Source organism: Microcoleus sp. PH2017_12_PCY_D_A, assembly GCF_020738565.1.
Taxonomy (GTDB): Bacteria; Cyanobacteriota; Cyanobacteriia; order Cyanobacteriales; family Microcoleaceae; genus Microcoleus.
The window spans coordinates 20,136-34,313 of the sequence record NZ_JAEQCI010000046.1 but is presented as its reverse complement, the minus strand read 5'-3'; the positions used below and the strand labels follow the sequence as shown (position 1 = coordinate 34,313).

Genomic DNA, 14,178 nt, shown 5'->3' with positions numbered 1-14,178 from the left:
TGTTATCAATCAACACAGTTAACAAATCGCCGACAACTGCCATCAGCCCGAATCTTTAGTCAGAGGCGAATAATCGGCGATCGCAAAAATGAAAATCGCGTGGGCCAAAACTACTAGAGCCCAGACACCCGTTACTGTAACTGCCCAAGGCCAATCAGCCTTTTGCAAATTTTGAAGAAACCACAAACCAGAATTGGTAGCAGAAAAAAGACCGACGTGGATCGCAAAATTCATGCGATCGTCTAATTGACGGTACTCTGGGTCTTTGCGATCGGGTTTGCGGGGCCAACGAGGAGGCATAGTTTTTCACTTGATATTAGTAGTTCTGTGCCTATTTTAATCATAAGTGCTACTTTTTGAATTCTGCCTCCCCCCAAGGCATGAACTTTATGCCTCTAAATTTTCATAGTCTCCCGATTTCCCGCCACTTTTGCTGACTAGGCGAATCGATTCAATGGCGATCGACTTTTCCAACGCCTTAGCCATATCGTACAGAGTCAGGGCCGCGATCGAAACCGCCGTCATCGCCTCCATTTCCACCCCAGTTTCCCCCTTAATTTTCACCGTCGCCCGAATTTGATACCCCGGCAACTCCGCATCTGGAATCAACTGCACTTCCACGCTGCTGATGGGCAGAGGGTGACACAGAGGAATCAAATTCGCCGTCTGCTTGGCCGCCATAATTCCAGCCAGCCTTGCAGTGCCCAATACATCACCCTTCGGCGCATTCCCCGCTTCGATCGCCGCCAACGTCTCCGGTAGCATCCGCACCCGGCCTGCAGCCACAGCTTGTCGCACAGTTACCACTTTCGCTGAAATGTCCACCATCTGGGCTTCCCCGCTGTTGTCGAGGTGAGTTAGCTGCGCGCGATCGGGCAATTTAGAAAAAGTTTCGGAAAGGTCTTGCATTATTTTAGTAAAGGTGTTACTGTTAGATTCTGTGAGAAAAGAACTTAATCAATTTTAGATTAAGTCTGAACTCGACAGGGGCTTGTAGCTTAGTTGGATAGAGTGCATGGCTACGAACCATGAGGTCGGGGGTTCGAATCCCTCCAAGCCCATCCAAAAAATTATATAGGTTAGTAGTGAGGACTTCAGTCCTCTATTTTGTATATAGGTTAGTAGTAAGGACTTCAGTCCTCTCTTAAAGTTAGTAGTAAGGACTTCAGTCCTCTCTTAAAGTTCGTAGTAAGGACTTCAGTCCTCTCTTTTGGTTTCATTTAAGAAGGACTAAAGTCCTTACTACAAACAGGTTATCATCACTCATTCAAAGCATAAACATCTTTGCCGCGCCCGATCGCAAATTTCAGCGAATGAGACAAATTCTTGCTAGACAAAGTAACAAAAATCAGCAAAGCCAAGCCAGCGAGTGAAGCCGCCAAACCAAACATATTTCTGTAGCCGACTTGTTCCGCAACAAAGCCCAAAGTCGGGCCAGCAACCGCAATCCCCAAATCAAACCCACCAATACAAATCGAAAACAAACGACCTCTTTCTTGAGGTTCGCACCTGTCCGACATCAGCGTCACCATCATCGGCATAACAGTACCGGCAGCCGTACCTTCAATCAAAGCCGCAATTAAAAAAGCACCGCTACTTTTAGCAGAATACAACAATAACATAGATAGGGCGTAACAGATTAAGCCACCAGAAATAAACAAGCCGCGCCCGTATTTGTCCGAAGCCCGCCCCGTCACCAACCGCAGACTAAAACTAGCGATAGCCGCCGTAGAATAAAACAACCCCGGATTCAAATTAACCTTAGTTTCTTGGATAAACAAAGGCATAAAAGTGCTCAAAGTTCCGAATACCAAACCAACCAGCAATAGCACCAAAGCCGGAATCCGCACCCGGGGATTCCACAGCATTTGCCAGTATTTTTGGCTATTTTTGTCCTCAGATAGCGAGTCAGACTTTGTTAACTCGGCAAAATTCGGTTCCGCGATTTTGCTGGTAAAAAATATAGCGATTGCTGCGAAAGCCGCCGACATCGCAAACAAAGCAGGATAACCAACCCCAGCTTGGACAAATCCGCCCATCGCCGGGCCAAATGCCAAACCGATAGGGGCGGCCAAACTCATGTAACCGATTAATTCGCCCCGCTTTCCTGGTGGCGACAAATCTGTTACCAAAGCGCTGTAAGCTGTGGTAAAAGCAGCGATGCTAATGCCGTGAAAAGCCCGGAGAAACAACAGTAATGGGACAGATTGAGCTAACAGGTAGCCGATCGGGGCGATCGCAGCTACTGACACTCCTATAAGTAAAACTTGTTTTCGCCCCGTGCGATCGGCTATTTTACCCAACTGCGGCCTCGATAGCAAAAGCCCGATCGCAAATGCACCCATCACAAAGCCAATTTGCTGCTTGCTACCGCCCACAGATTGAACGTACAGAGGCAAAGTTGGCAGCAGCGAAGCCAAACTGCACCAGAATAGCAAGCCTGCGGTGAATAAAGTCACCAAGCTGCGTTTGGGTTGGGGTTCGATGTCCCTAAAAATATTCAAGATGCCAATTCCTGTAAAACCTTCCGAATCCACTCAAGCTAACGTCGAGTGTATCTATATCATTGTGTTACAATTCCTTAATATTTGCCACCTAAAAAGTTGATATTCGACTCACAGTCAACAGTCAACAGTCAACAGTCAACAGTCAACAGTCAACAGTCAACAGTCAACATTCTTACCAATCAACCTCTGCCCTTTCCTCCACCACCCGCTGATAAACCCACTCAGTTTCCATCGCCAACTTCGGCCAACTAAATCGGCGTTCCAAATCCTCATAAGCATTATCAACCAGCCACCGCCCGTAACCAGGATTTTTCAGTACCTCCAAAATCCCCCAGGCCAAAGAATCGCGATTGTTTGCCTCAGTAACAACACCAGTTTTCGTATGCTGAACTACCTCCGGCAAGCCGCCCGCATTCGAGACCACCACAGGTACTCTTGCAGCAAAGCTTTCTAATGCTACAATCCCAAAAGGTTCGTAAAGACTGGGGAAAACCGCGCAGTCAGCCACCGTCTGGAATTTGTCGAGATGTTCCTCAAACATGAAGCCAGTAAAATAACACTTATTCCAAATTCCTAAATTCCAAGCCATAACTTTGAGATGGTCTGTATTGCCACCACCAACAATAACAATTTTGGCGTTACCCCCCATTTCCCTAATTACTTGAGGTGCCGCATTGAGAAATACAGCAATGCCTTTTTCGTAGCTAATTCTGCCTACATAATAGACTATTTTTTCGTGGTCTGCTGCAAACTTGCGCCGGAAATCCATCGCGTCAAACTCGTCCCTCCGCGGCTTTTTTTCCGGTCTAATTCCGTTATAAATTACCTCTATTTTGTTCCACGGAGTCGATAGTACCAGTTCGGCTTCCCGCCGCATATAGTCGCTGCAAACAATGACGCGCCAAGCGTTGTAAGCGAGGTCGTTTTCCTTGGCGTTAATGTAGCACTGCCCGTCATTGTGGAGGCCGCTGAATCGCCCGTATTCGGTGGCGTGGATGGTGGCAATTAGCGGTACTTTAAAGGTATGCTTGAGGGCGATCGCCGCATCTCCCACCAACCAATCGTGAGCGTGGATCAAATCAAAGGGGCCTTCTTCTAGCATTAGTTTGCCGCCTTGGTGCCCCATGCTTTGGTTGAGGTTCGCCACCCAGTGAAAAAAGTCCCGCGCGTGTCCCACCACCACCCGATGCACGTGTATTCCTTCCACCACTTCGTACATCGGCGCGTGGCCGAACTCTACTGTAATTAAGTGAATCGAGTGGCCCAGCTTCACCAATTCTGGATACAGTTCCGATACGTGGCGGGCGATACCGCCTACTATTCTGGGAGGAAACTCCCATGCCAATACCAAAATTTTCATCTTTCTTCCCTCCACAGCTTTTATATATCTTAATGTTTATGATTAACAGATTTATTGTATAATCCACACCCTAAAATGTTGGTAGATCGCCAATTTATGCCCTCGGGCTGACATTTGACAGCAATAATAAGCCCTCGGCCATCTTGCATTGTATTTTTAGGGCGGGCGGGACGCCCACCCCACAAGAATTCATCAAACTTGACTGTAAACTGTAAAATTTAGATCGCGCGTACCCGATTACCCTTGCTTCAAAATCGGTGCCAACTCCTGGCGAAAACGAGTCCAAGCCGCAGCCGGTGCCGCATTGGAAGCAGTACCTTTCCGCATCAAAATCGCGCCGTCTTCAAAGCCAACAATCCCGTACTCTCCAGATTTGGACATTCGATCGATCGCCGGTACGATTTCCCGCAACTGTCCCCGTTCTCGCCTAAACGCAGCTTGATACTGCTGCAACTGCCACATATCGGCAATTACATATTCCATCTTCACGGCCTCTCCCGCATCATTCCGCAGTTCAAACATTGGAAACCGGAGAATTTCGCGGCGGCTTGACAAAATCGGCACAATAGTATTCGTTGCAGCCACGCTAGCATTAGCAGGAATTTGAGCCAACAGCGGGCGCACTTGAGAAACGTGCTGCCACTGTCTGATCAGAGGAACCTGCACCCAAGGATCGATCGCATCGGGCAAAATAAACGAAAAAGTCCGATTTGGGTTAGACGTGAAGGTAAAAAATAGCGACAAGCAGATGCAAAACGCCCAAAAGCGGCGAAACTTTGAAGACGAAGGGAAAGGAAACATCGCACTCGGAAAACGCAAGATTGTTTGTTCTCCCCTCCTAATTTTATCTTCTTCCTTTTGACGAGCAGCCCACCACAGGATTGCCCCGTAAAACAGTCCAGGAACTACAGTCATCGCATAGCGAATATTAATCGCCAACACCGACTCTCCTTTAGCTGAAAATAGCTTCAGCAGCGGGAAACCTGCGATCGTCCAAGATGCGGGCGCTACGGCAGGAACCAAGGCTAGCGGCAACCACTGACCGAGTAGGTATCTAATCTTACCAAAAAACGGCGTAAATAGCTCAGTCAGCAACCGCCCCGGATTGCTAACCATTCCCCAAAGAATTTCCAGCGTCGAAGCTTCATCTCCATCGGCATATTGACCGAAGCGTTCCATCATAAACCGCTGGGAGATATCAGCAGAAAACAAAGGCATAATCAAATTAGTTAGCGCGATCGTGTAACCAAAACTGAGAATGCAGACAGCCAAACCAGTCCGAGGGTAGCGCCGGCTCAAAATCATGTAAGCCCCCACGCCAAACAACACAATTCCCGAATCTTCTCGCACGGCCAAAATTAAAGTTGCCAGAATCCCAAACAGCGGCCAAGCGCGCTTCTCCATCGCCAGCAGCAAGCCGAAGACATAAAGCGGAATTTGACAAACATCGTGAAAATTGCCCATAGTCGGGCCGATAACCGCGTTAGCTGCGTAATAGCTCACCACAATTGTCGCCGACAACCGCGGTTCTAGATGGTGTCTGGCGAGAGCGTACAAAACTAAACCAGCCGCTGTAATTAAAGTCACCTGCAACACCGTCAAAGTGACTGGCGAGGGGAACAGCGAGTAAATTGGCAGCCACAGCATTAGGGCCGGGGTGAAATGCTGCCCCAACCGATAGTAGGATACTTCCGGGAGCTGGTTGTCATGAACGACATTAGTGGACAAAGCCGAAGACAGGGAACTCTCAAACAAGTGACCCCGAGTGCCGTTCCAAAAAAGTTGATTGAAAATGCCTTGGTCGTAGGTAGCGTAGAAGTTGTAGTAGCGGTGCAGCGTCAGCAGCAGGCACAGCACAAAAAAGGCGATCGCCACTTTAACCACTACCTGCAGCGACTCATTTTTCTTCCATCTCAAAAATGTCATTGGCCCGCCGTAATGAAATCATCGGACAATAGCATAAATCTAAAGTAAGTATTAAATTAAAGTAGAAGTGAAATAACTCGGCTCGGCAATGGTCAATTATTTTCACCCGATCGAAAAAGTCAACAGCGTCAATCCGACACCCGGCACCGGCGACACCGACTGTTCTCCCGAACAGGCGGCAAATTCCGCACCGCTTTTACAGCTTTTGCTGTTCGTAGACAAGCGTCCCTCTTCCAGGGAACAGACCAGACACATCCGCAAGTACCTAAAGGATTTGAAGGCAGAGTGCGAATTTGAGCTTCAAGTCATCGACGTAGGAGAACAGCCGGATTTAGCCGAACACTTTAAACTCGTAGCCACTCCCTCCCTGCTCAAAATTCATCCCGAGCCCAGACAAACTCTCGCCGGCAGCAATTTGATCGCCCAACTCGAACACTCGTGGCCCCGCTGGAAGCGTTCTGTAGAAGAATACGCTGCTCAGCAGCAGTCAGCGGAGGCTCTGGCTGCCAATCTGGTAGACCCAAAACCCATCTATTCCGTTGCTTGCGCCACCGAACTCGTGCAGCTTGCGGATGAAGTTTTTCGGCTCAAACAGGAAAAAGAACACCTGCAAGAGCAGTTGCAGTTGAAAGACCGGATTATTGCGATGCTGGCTCACGACTTACGCAATCCCTTGACAGCCGCATCTTTGGCTTTGGAAACTTTGGAGTCAAATCAGAAGGTGAAGGAGGGGCAAAAGTCCCGTTTGACACCGACTCTAGCGGCTCATTTGATGAAACAAGCCCGCCGCCAAATCCGAATTGTCGATCGCATGATTACAGATATCCTGCAAGCAGCACGGGGTACTAACGCTCAACTCCACATTGAACCCAAAAAAATCGAACTGAGGGGAATTTGTCAAGATGTAATCCTGCAATTTGCCGACAAATTTCAGGCTAAAAGTCTGAATTTAGAAACAGACATTCCCGCAGATTTGCCCTTGGTTTATGCCGATCCCGATCGCATCAAACAAGTCATGGTCAACCTGCTGGACAACGCCAGCAAGTACACGCCAGAACAAGGAACTGTTAATCTTTCTATTCTCCACCGCACCGCTTACAAAGTTCAAGTCAGCATTTGCAATAGCGGCCCTGGAATTCCCGAAGAAGATTGTGCGAGCATTTTTGAAGACAGCTATCGCTTGCAGCGAGATAAATCAAAAGACGGTTACGGCATTGGGCTGTCTTTGTGTCAAGGGATCGTCCGCGCCCACTACGGTCAAATTTGGGTAGACTCCGTACCCGATCGAGGCAGTTGTTTTCACTTTACCTTGCCTATTCAAAAATAGTTGACAGTTGTCCCGAAGGAAGAAGGAAGTTCGGCAACGAAGCAGTGTACGGGATGTAACGGATGTAACGGATGTAACGGATTTCAGGAATAAGGAAGAAGGAAGAGTTGACAGTTTACCCGGGGACAGTTGATAATCCAAAATCCAAAATCCAAAATTCAAAATCCAAAATCCAAAATCCAAAATCCAAAATCGTTTGGCAGTTGATGGTTAATAGTTGCAACCGAATTTGACATCACAGTTCAATTTGAACGCAGGGCAGCGATAATCTGTTCGTTTGCTTTGGGAAAAGTAAACTGGTCAATTTCGTCGAGTGTCACCCAGCGAATTTCATCGCATTCGATCGTTTGCGGTTCCCCGCTGATGTAGCGGCAGTGGTGCACGTAAAGCCTCACTGTAAATTTAGTGTAGTCGTGGTCAATTGTAATCAGGCGATCGCCCACTTCTACAACAATCCCCAACTCCTCCATAATTTCCCGTTGTATGCAAGCTTCGATCGTTTCCCCCGGCTCTATTTTACCCCCCGGAAACTCCCAAAAACCGCCGTGCAGTCCGTGTTGTCGGCGCTTGTCAATCAAAATTTGTTGGCGATCGTTCCAGATTGCAGCAACGCCGATAACTTTGTGGGCAACAGGAGTAAGAGACATATTTGGTAATTGGGAATTGGGAATTGGGAATTGGGAATTGGGAATTGGGAATTGGGAATTGCGAATTGGGAATTGCGAATTGGGAATTGCGAATTGCGAATTGCGAATTGGGAATTTAAGAATAATATCAATAATTATTCAATTATTTAATCTAAAATCCAAAATCTAAAATCTAAAATCTTAAGCCCCCATCTTGCGAAGGGGGCTTGACACTTGTACAAGTTAAATGTTAATAATCAACTAATCATCAGAGCCGTGTCTCTCACTAGCTTGGATGGACTTTTCAAAAGTCATTCGCTGTTCGGCATTTTTGAGAAAATAGCCGCTAATCATAGCCGAGGCAAGCAATCTCCCCAAATGTTCGCGACTGGTAGTCACTGTCACCCCGAAGTGTTCTGAAGGTAAATTCCCTAAAAGCCCGACAATATTTCGCTCCATTACTTGAAACACTTCGTGAGAAGTAGGCTTAGACAACTGAGAAACAGTGTCTGGAGCCATTGACTGCACGTATTGCCATAATAAGTTAGTATTTTCTCCGTCTTCTTCAAAGAATTCAGGGGATTTATTAGATGAGTTGCTCACGAGTACCTCCGTTTCAGAGACAGCTTGTTATTTTAGACGCGGGCGGTTAAATTAAATAACCCTTATCCGATCGCTGCTGATATTTATTACCAAGTAATTACTAATGTAGCAGGACAGTCGCAGCAACCAAGTGGGCACAACCGAATCAAAGGCGGCGGTTTTTACGATTTTAGATTGGGGAATGGCGATCGCGTGTGTCCCGATCGCACAATCCCCAATTGTGCTAGCTGGCTAGATAATCGTTGATATCTTGCTTGCGCTTGCGGAGTTTGGTCAAAGCTTCCCGTTCAATTTGCCGCACCCGTTCCCGACTGATGTTGAGACGATCGCCTATTTTTGCCAAAGTTAAAGTTTGGCCGTCTTCTAAACCGAACCGCAAAGCCAGGACTTCTCGCTGTTGCTGAGTCAGTTCCGCCATCAGTTGGTCTAAGTCAGTCCGCAGGGAAGCTTGCAGGGCAAAATCTTCCGGGGTAGTACCGGTATCTTCCAACAAATCGCCCAACTCAGTATCTTGATTGTCTCCCACGCGCAAGTCCAGTGAAAGTGGCAGGCGCGCGCGATCGAGATATTCGCGAATTTGCTTGGGAGTCAAGTCTAACTCTGACGCCAATTCAGCAGCAGTAGCCGAGCGGCCGAGCTGTTGAGCTAGCTGGCGCTGAGCCTTTTTAATTTTGTTGAGTTTTTCGGTAATGTGGATCGGTAAGCGGATGGTGCGGCCTTTTTCGGCGATCGCCCGAGTAATTGCCTGACGGATCCACCAATAAGCATAAGTTGAAAATCTGTAGCCCTTAGTCGGGTCAAATTTTTCTACTCCGCGCTGCATCCCGATCGTACCTTCCTGAATGAGGTCGAGTAAATCTACGTTGCGTTTGATATATTTTTTGGCAACAGACACTACCAGGCGGAGGTTAGCTTCCACCATTTGGCGCTTGGCCCTTTCGCCTTGGTCGATCGTCCGCTGCAACTGTTCCTCAGACTGCCCGACTGCCTGTGCCCATTCAGCCGCCGTCGGGTTGCGGCCTAACTCTTCGGCTAAAATATTTTTCTCCTGATGCAGTGCGGCTGAGCGCTGTACCTGTTTCCCGTAGAGTATTTCTTGCTCGTGGGTCAACAGCGGAACGCGACCGATTTCCCGCAAGTAAGCGCGAACAGAATCTGTATCTGAGGACTTAAGAGTTTTCATGAGCTTTTCCCGCTGAGGATCTGTGCCTCTAAAGGTTTGTCGGATAGCAAACCTCTAGCTTTAGCTAGGAAGGAAAGCGGGCGGGGACTTGCGCTTTGCTTCCATTTAAAGAGGCTTAATTTTATGGTAGCTAGCTGCTACTCCCAGTCAGCACCCTCTCAGGTTAGGTTTTGCTTGGGCGTGCAAAATGCTACTTATGTTAAGAATCTTAACATTTCTGAGAGCAGTTGGCTATATTTCTTTACATTTATTTCATGGAAGCGTGGACTGTTGCTACGAGAGTACCCGCTTTCCTAGCTTTGCAGTTGCATCATATTAAACAAAATCGGGTAAATCTCAGAGGGGGAGATGGGGAGATGGGGGGATGGGGGGATGAGGAGAGGGGGAGAGGGGGAGAGGGGGAGAGGGGGAGATGGCATTGGTGTCAACAACCAGGTCAAACGTCGTCACAGACGGCTGTTTGACGATTAAGCCCTGATCCCCCCTAGGCCCCCTTAGGAAGGGGGGGACTGGCACAACTCAAAGTCCCCCGACTATACGGGGGATTTAGGGGGATCTAGACTCGGCTCTAAGCGAGATTTATCAAGGGTTTCAGCCTTAAGTTGACACGCCTTGGGGAGAGGGGAGATGCTCTCAGATGCTTTCCCACAACGCAATTAAAAAATACAATTTAAATACCCAACAGCTTTTCAATACCCTGAATTTGAAGTTATAGATATTGATGCACCCGCCCCAACAGATAATGACTGGTGACTGATGACTGATGACTAATGACTTCTTTGTCGCCCCGCTTCGTACAAGATGAGGGCGGAGGCGATCGACACATTGAGAGATTCTACACCGCGGCCTAGGGGGATCTGGATTTGTCGATCGGCTAAACTTCTCAATTCTGGCGACAACCCAGATCCTTCGTTGCCCAAAACGATCAGAGTCGGCACTCGCAAATCAACTTCCCAATAGGTTAAACTGGCGCCGGCGACGGTTGCTAAAATTTGCATTCCCCGATTTTTATACCCGGAGACTTCGGCGTTTAAATCTGGAGTGACTGCCATTGGCAGCTTAAACCAAGCTCCTGCTGAGGCGCGCAGCACCTTTGGATGGTCTAAATCGGCGCTGTCTGAGCTCAGCAGCAAGCCGTCGGCATTAGCAGCCGCAGCCGTGCGGACGATCGCCCCTAAGTTGCCGGGATCTTGGATTGTTTCTAGGGCTATTCCTAACGTTGAGATTTCTGCCGGTTGTGTTGCGGTGCGCGGTGCGGTGGCGATAATGCCGTCGGGTTGGACTGTGGTGGCGATCGACTCTAATACTTTTGCACTGACTAATTCTGTGCGATCGGCTAAACCAACAATTTGCTCCCACAATTTCCCGTGCCGATCCAGCCATTCGGGAGTGCAGCAAACCGTTGCTAGGGGGTATTTTGCCGCGCTTGCTTCTTCCAGCAAATGCGTACCTTCGAGTAAAAATAACTGTTGTTCCCTGCGTCCCTTAGAGCTGTGCAGCCTGCGGATTTCTTTAACTAAGGGGTTTTGAATACTTGTGAGCATTGTTGTTTAATTCAGCAGAGCGAATGGGGTTAATTGCCTGTATCGGGTTAACCCCAAACTTTTTTCTGCCTTGGGAATGCGGAACCCGGGACTTGAACCCGGAAGGCTTGCACCACATGAACCTGAATCATGCGCGTCTACCAATTCCGCCAGTTCCGCATCGGTCACAAATTACTACATTACACTATGTTTGCGAGTCTGTCAAGTGTTTTTTGCAATTAATTTTGCAATTAAATTTTTATTCGGCTTCTGGACTGGGAGTAATATCAAATCCGCTAGCAAAGGAAGAAGGAAGATTTTGTTCCTCCTTCCTTCTTCCCAATTCTATAAAGGCGAAGATGCCCCATGCCCCATGCCCCATGCCCCATGCCCCATGCCGATTATGTTAAAATTGTTTTGGCAGATAGTTCTCACCTCGGCTACCTATGTCTGAGCCATTAATTCTCGATCCGAGTCAGTTGCCAGATATTAGCAACTTAGTTTTAGAAGACGATACTCCTTTGGACAGCTTCATCAACGAAAAACAGCAGCGATTGCTGACAACGGTTTTATATAGCGGTGGCGATACGGGGATTACCGTTCCCTTTATTGCGGCGGCAAATGTTGGTTTGTTCAGCAGCATACGTCAACCTGGAATCGCGCCGGATGTTTTTCTCAGTATGAATATTACTGGTGCTGAGGATTGGTGGGAAAGACAAGTGCGATCGTATTTATTTTGGGAATTTGGCAAACCTCCTGAAATTGCGATCGAAATTGTTTCCCCAACTCCGGGCAATGAATTGGGCAGCAATTTAATAGACTACGCTAGAATGCGAATTCCGTATTATGTCGTTTACGATCCGCTACGCGAGTTGAGAGGTAGCACGCTGCGAGTCTTTGAATTGCAGAATCAATCCTACGGGCCCAAAACTGATGCTTGGTTTCCCGAAGTCGGTTTGGGACTCACTCTGTGGGAAGGTGAATTTGAAAAGGTCACTGGTACTTGGTTGCGCTGGTGCTATCCTAGCGGCGCTCCTATTCCTACAGGCGGCGAACTGGCAGCACAAAAAAATGCTCAGTTATCTCAAAAAGATGCTCAGTTATCTCAAAAAGATGCTCAGCTATCTCAAAAAGATGCTGAGTTATCTCAAAAAGATGCTCAGTTACTTGAGGAACAAGCGCGGACTAAACGAGCATTTATCCAGATGATCGAACTCGGTTTGAAACTGAAGTTTGGAGAGGAAGGATTGGTGCTGCTTGATGAAATTTCGGCAATTTCTGATGTGGGTGTTTTGCAGGCGATCGCCTCTGATACGATCGCAGCCAACAACCTCGATGAAATCCGACAAATTTATCAATCGTAATCTTACAAGGTTAGTAATCTCATCTCTGTTTATAATTTTAAGTGTTTCTGAATTTGCTGTGATTTGAGATATTAGCGGGCGTCGAAATTGTTAAATATTGTGGAGTCATAGGTGGCTCACTTACTGCTAATTGCTGATTTTTACTCGCTTTCTCTCGGTTCTCTCAGGGGTTTTCAAGATATCTGATTGCAATCAATTCCCTAGGTGCCACCTGCGGGTGCAGAATGTGCGTGGATGGGCCCGCCGCGCCGGGACACCGACCTCAACCACCGCCAAAAACTCATAATTGCCACAAAAATTCAAAATCCCAAACCCAAAACTGCCCAATCCCAGTACGATCGATCTAGTTAGCAAAAAATAAGTAAAAACACTACCGGAGTAAATTATATGGATCTGGTCGTACTCCAGAACTGGCTGGACAACATCTCCTTCGCCATCTTGTTCGCAACAATGCTCATTTACTGGGTGGGTACAGCATTCCCCGGCATTCCCTACCTATCAGCCTTGGGAAGCGCAGGAATGGCCGTCGCCAACCTCTCCATCGCCGCCTTACTCGGTTCTAGGTGGATAGAAGCCGGCTACTTCCCCTTAAGCAACCTTTACGAATCCCTATTTTTCCTAGTTTGGGGAATCACCGCCATCCACCTAGTCGCGGAAAACATGAGCCGCTCCCGCCTAGTCGGAGCAGCCACATCCCCCGTAGCAATGGCAATATCCGCCTTTGCAGCCCTGACTCTGCCCGACACCATGCAATCGGCAGAGCCCCTAGTACCAGCCCTCAAATCCAACTGGCTGATGATGCACGTTAGCGTCATGATGCTCAGTTACTCAACTTTAATGGTAGGAGCATTGCTGGCGATCGCATTTTTAATCGTCACCCGCGGCCAAAAAATCGAACTCACAGGTAGTTCCTTCGGCACCAACGGCAACCGCAACGGCAACTACCGCCTGCAACGCGCTCAAAACCCCGAACCTCAAACCCTAGAAACATTAGCCGACAGCGCCTTAGCTTTCAGCGAACCATCTTTCAACTCCAACAATAACGGTTTTGGCGCCACCGCAGTCCTAGAATCAGCAACAATTCAAACCGCATCAACCGCCCCAACTCAAACCGCAGAACTTCTCTCGCCCCAGCGCTTGAATCTAGCAGAAACTCTTGATAACATTAGCTATCGCATCATCGGTTTAGGATTTCCCTTACTCACAGTTGGGATTATTGCCGGTGCCGTTTGGGCGAACGAAGCTTGGGGCTCTTACTGGAGTTGGGATCCGAAAGAAACTTGGGCACTGATTACTTGGTTAGTATTTGCAGCCTACCTGCACGCCCGCATCACTCGCGGCTGGCAGGGAAGACGCCCAGCAATTTTAGCTGGTACAGGTTTTGTAGTAGTTTGGATTTGCTATCTAGGCGTCAATCTGTTAGGCAAAGGTTTACATTCCTACGGTTGGTTTTTCTAATTTGTGAGCCACAAATCAGTCCCAGAGAAACGGAATAAATTACCGAATAGGGATTAATATAATCTCGAGTTGTAGGCAGCTATTTTCACCAAAACGTGTCAATTTAAGCCTAGAATCATTTGTATCCATTCCTGTCCCTCCTTCTTAATGGCTAGGCAAGGTGAGACATTAGGTAAGTAGTTGGGCTTCAGCCCTCTTTCTTTATACGCATAAAGGAGGCTAAAGCCCAACTACGTACCTTAGACCGTTACTACATTTGATATTAAGTTGACACATAAGGCAATGCCCACTTTCCTAAACT

General features: G+C 47.9%; 14 protein-coding genes and 2 tRNA genes. 5 read left to right on the top strand and 11 right to left on the bottom strand.

Annotated elements, in window-relative coordinates:
* Nucleotides 1-42: 42 nt before the first annotated feature.
* Both JGK39_RS14770 and moaC read right to left on the bottom strand, forming a co-directional pair.
* Nucleotides 43-300 carry a 2TM domain-containing protein gene (locus tag JGK39_RS14770; RefSeq protein ID WP_293251049.1) on the bottom strand — a complete coding sequence of 86 codons (258 nt, stop codon included), beginning with the start codon at nucleotides 298-300 and terminating at the stop codon, nucleotides 43-45.
* Nucleotides 301-387: 87 nt separating this feature from the next.
* Nucleotides 388-909 (bottom strand): cyclic pyranopterin monophosphate synthase MoaC, encoded by a 522-nt coding sequence (gene moaC / locus JGK39_RS14765; protein WP_293251046.1) that lies wholly within the window; start codon nucleotides 907-909, stop codon nucleotides 388-390.
* 78 nt (nucleotides 910-987) lie between these two features.
* Between moaC and JGK39_RS14760 the strand changes: the two genes are divergently transcribed.
* Nucleotides 988-1,061: transfer RNA gene (locus tag JGK39_RS14760), tRNA-Arg, on the top strand.
* A 198-nt stretch (nucleotides 1,062-1,259) separates the two neighbouring features.
* Here the strand turns inward: JGK39_RS14760 and JGK39_RS14755 are convergent.
* The 3 genes from JGK39_RS14755 to JGK39_RS14745 all read right to left on the bottom strand — a co-directional run bounded on the left by JGK39_RS14755 (nucleotide 1,260) and on the right by JGK39_RS14745 (nucleotide 5,793).
* Nucleotides 1,260-2,504, bottom strand: a complete 1,245-nt coding sequence (locus JGK39_RS14755; RefSeq protein WP_293251043.1) for an MFS transporter — start codon at nucleotides 2,502-2,504, stop codon at nucleotides 1,260-1,262.
* A gap of 175 nt (nucleotides 2,505-2,679) precedes the next feature.
* A complete protein-coding gene (locus tag JGK39_RS14750; RefSeq protein WP_293251040.1) occupies nucleotides 2,680-3,867 on the bottom strand; it encodes a glycosyltransferase family 4 protein in 1,188 nt (395 codons plus the stop codon).
* A gap of 237 nt (nucleotides 3,868-4,104) precedes the next feature.
* Nucleotides 4,105-5,793 carry a DUF2079 domain-containing protein gene (locus JGK39_RS14745; RefSeq protein ID WP_293251037.1) on the bottom strand — a complete coding sequence of 563 codons (1,689 nt, stop codon included), beginning with the start codon at nucleotides 5,791-5,793 and terminating at the stop codon, nucleotides 4,105-4,107.
* Between the two features lie 88 nt (nucleotides 5,794-5,881).
* On the opposite strand from JGK39_RS14745, the gene JGK39_RS14740 reads away from it, so the two are divergent.
* The gene (locus tag JGK39_RS14740) at nucleotides 5,882-7,120 is read left to right on the top strand and encodes a histidine kinase (RefSeq protein ID WP_293251034.1); all 1,239 of its coding nucleotides are present in this window, start codon (nucleotides 5,882-5,884) and stop codon (nucleotides 7,118-7,120) included.
* A 242-nt stretch (nucleotides 7,121-7,362) separates the two neighbouring features.
* Here the strand turns inward: JGK39_RS14740 and mutT are convergent, their stop codons facing one another.
* The 6 genes from mutT to JGK39_RS14710 all read right to left on the bottom strand — a co-directional run bounded on the left by mutT (nucleotide 7,363) and on the right by JGK39_RS14710 (nucleotide 11,437).
* Nucleotides 7,363-7,767 (bottom strand): 8-oxo-dGTP diphosphatase MutT, encoded by a 405-nt coding sequence (gene mutT / locus JGK39_RS14735; RefSeq protein WP_293251031.1) that lies wholly within the window; start codon nucleotides 7,765-7,767, stop codon nucleotides 7,363-7,365.
* 240 nt (nucleotides 7,768-8,007) lie between these two features.
* Entirely contained in the window at nucleotides 8,008-8,349 is a 342-nt protein-coding gene (locus tag JGK39_RS14730) for a DUF760 domain-containing protein (protein WP_015174476.1), read from the bottom strand.
* Between the two features lie 223 nt (nucleotides 8,350-8,572).
* On the bottom strand, nucleotides 8,573-9,532 hold the full coding sequence (locus JGK39_RS14725; RefSeq protein ID WP_293251025.1) for an RNA polymerase sigma factor, RpoD/SigA family: 960 nt from the start codon (nucleotides 9,530-9,532) through the stop codon (nucleotides 8,573-8,575).
* A 767-nt stretch (nucleotides 9,533-10,299) separates the two neighbouring features.
* Nucleotides 10,300-11,076, bottom strand: coding sequence for an RNA methyltransferase (locus tag JGK39_RS14720; protein ID WP_293251022.1), 777 nt, complete (start codon nucleotides 11,074-11,076; stop codon nucleotides 10,300-10,302).
* A gap of 77 nt (nucleotides 11,077-11,153) precedes the next feature.
* Nucleotides 11,154-11,235, bottom strand: a tRNA-Leu gene (locus JGK39_RS14715).
* Between the two features lie 79 nt (nucleotides 11,236-11,314).
* The gene (locus JGK39_RS14710) at nucleotides 11,315-11,437 is read right to left on the bottom strand and encodes a hypothetical protein (protein WP_293251019.1); all 123 of its coding nucleotides are present in this window, start codon (nucleotides 11,435-11,437) and stop codon (nucleotides 11,315-11,317) included.
* A 64-nt stretch (nucleotides 11,438-11,501) separates the two neighbouring features.
* On the opposite strand from JGK39_RS14710, the gene JGK39_RS14705 reads away from it, so the two are divergent.
* The 3 genes from JGK39_RS14705 to ccsB all read left to right on the top strand — a co-directional run bounded on the left by JGK39_RS14705 (nucleotide 11,502) and on the right by ccsB (nucleotide 13,877).
* A complete protein-coding gene (locus JGK39_RS14705; RefSeq protein ID WP_293251016.1) occupies nucleotides 11,502-12,419 on the top strand; it encodes a Uma2 family endonuclease in 918 nt (305 codons plus the stop codon).
* Between the two features lie 204 nt (nucleotides 12,420-12,623).
* Nucleotides 12,624-12,770 (top strand): hypothetical protein, encoded by a 147-nt coding sequence (locus JGK39_RS14700; RefSeq protein ID WP_293251013.1) that lies wholly within the window; start codon nucleotides 12,624-12,626, stop codon nucleotides 12,768-12,770.
* Between the two features lie 36 nt (nucleotides 12,771-12,806).
* A complete protein-coding gene (ccsB, locus tag JGK39_RS14695) occupies nucleotides 12,807-13,877 on the top strand; it encodes a c-type cytochrome biogenesis protein CcsB (RefSeq protein WP_293251010.1) in 1,071 nt (356 codons plus the stop codon).
* The last annotated feature ends 301 nt before the right edge of the window (nucleotides 13,878-14,178 follow it).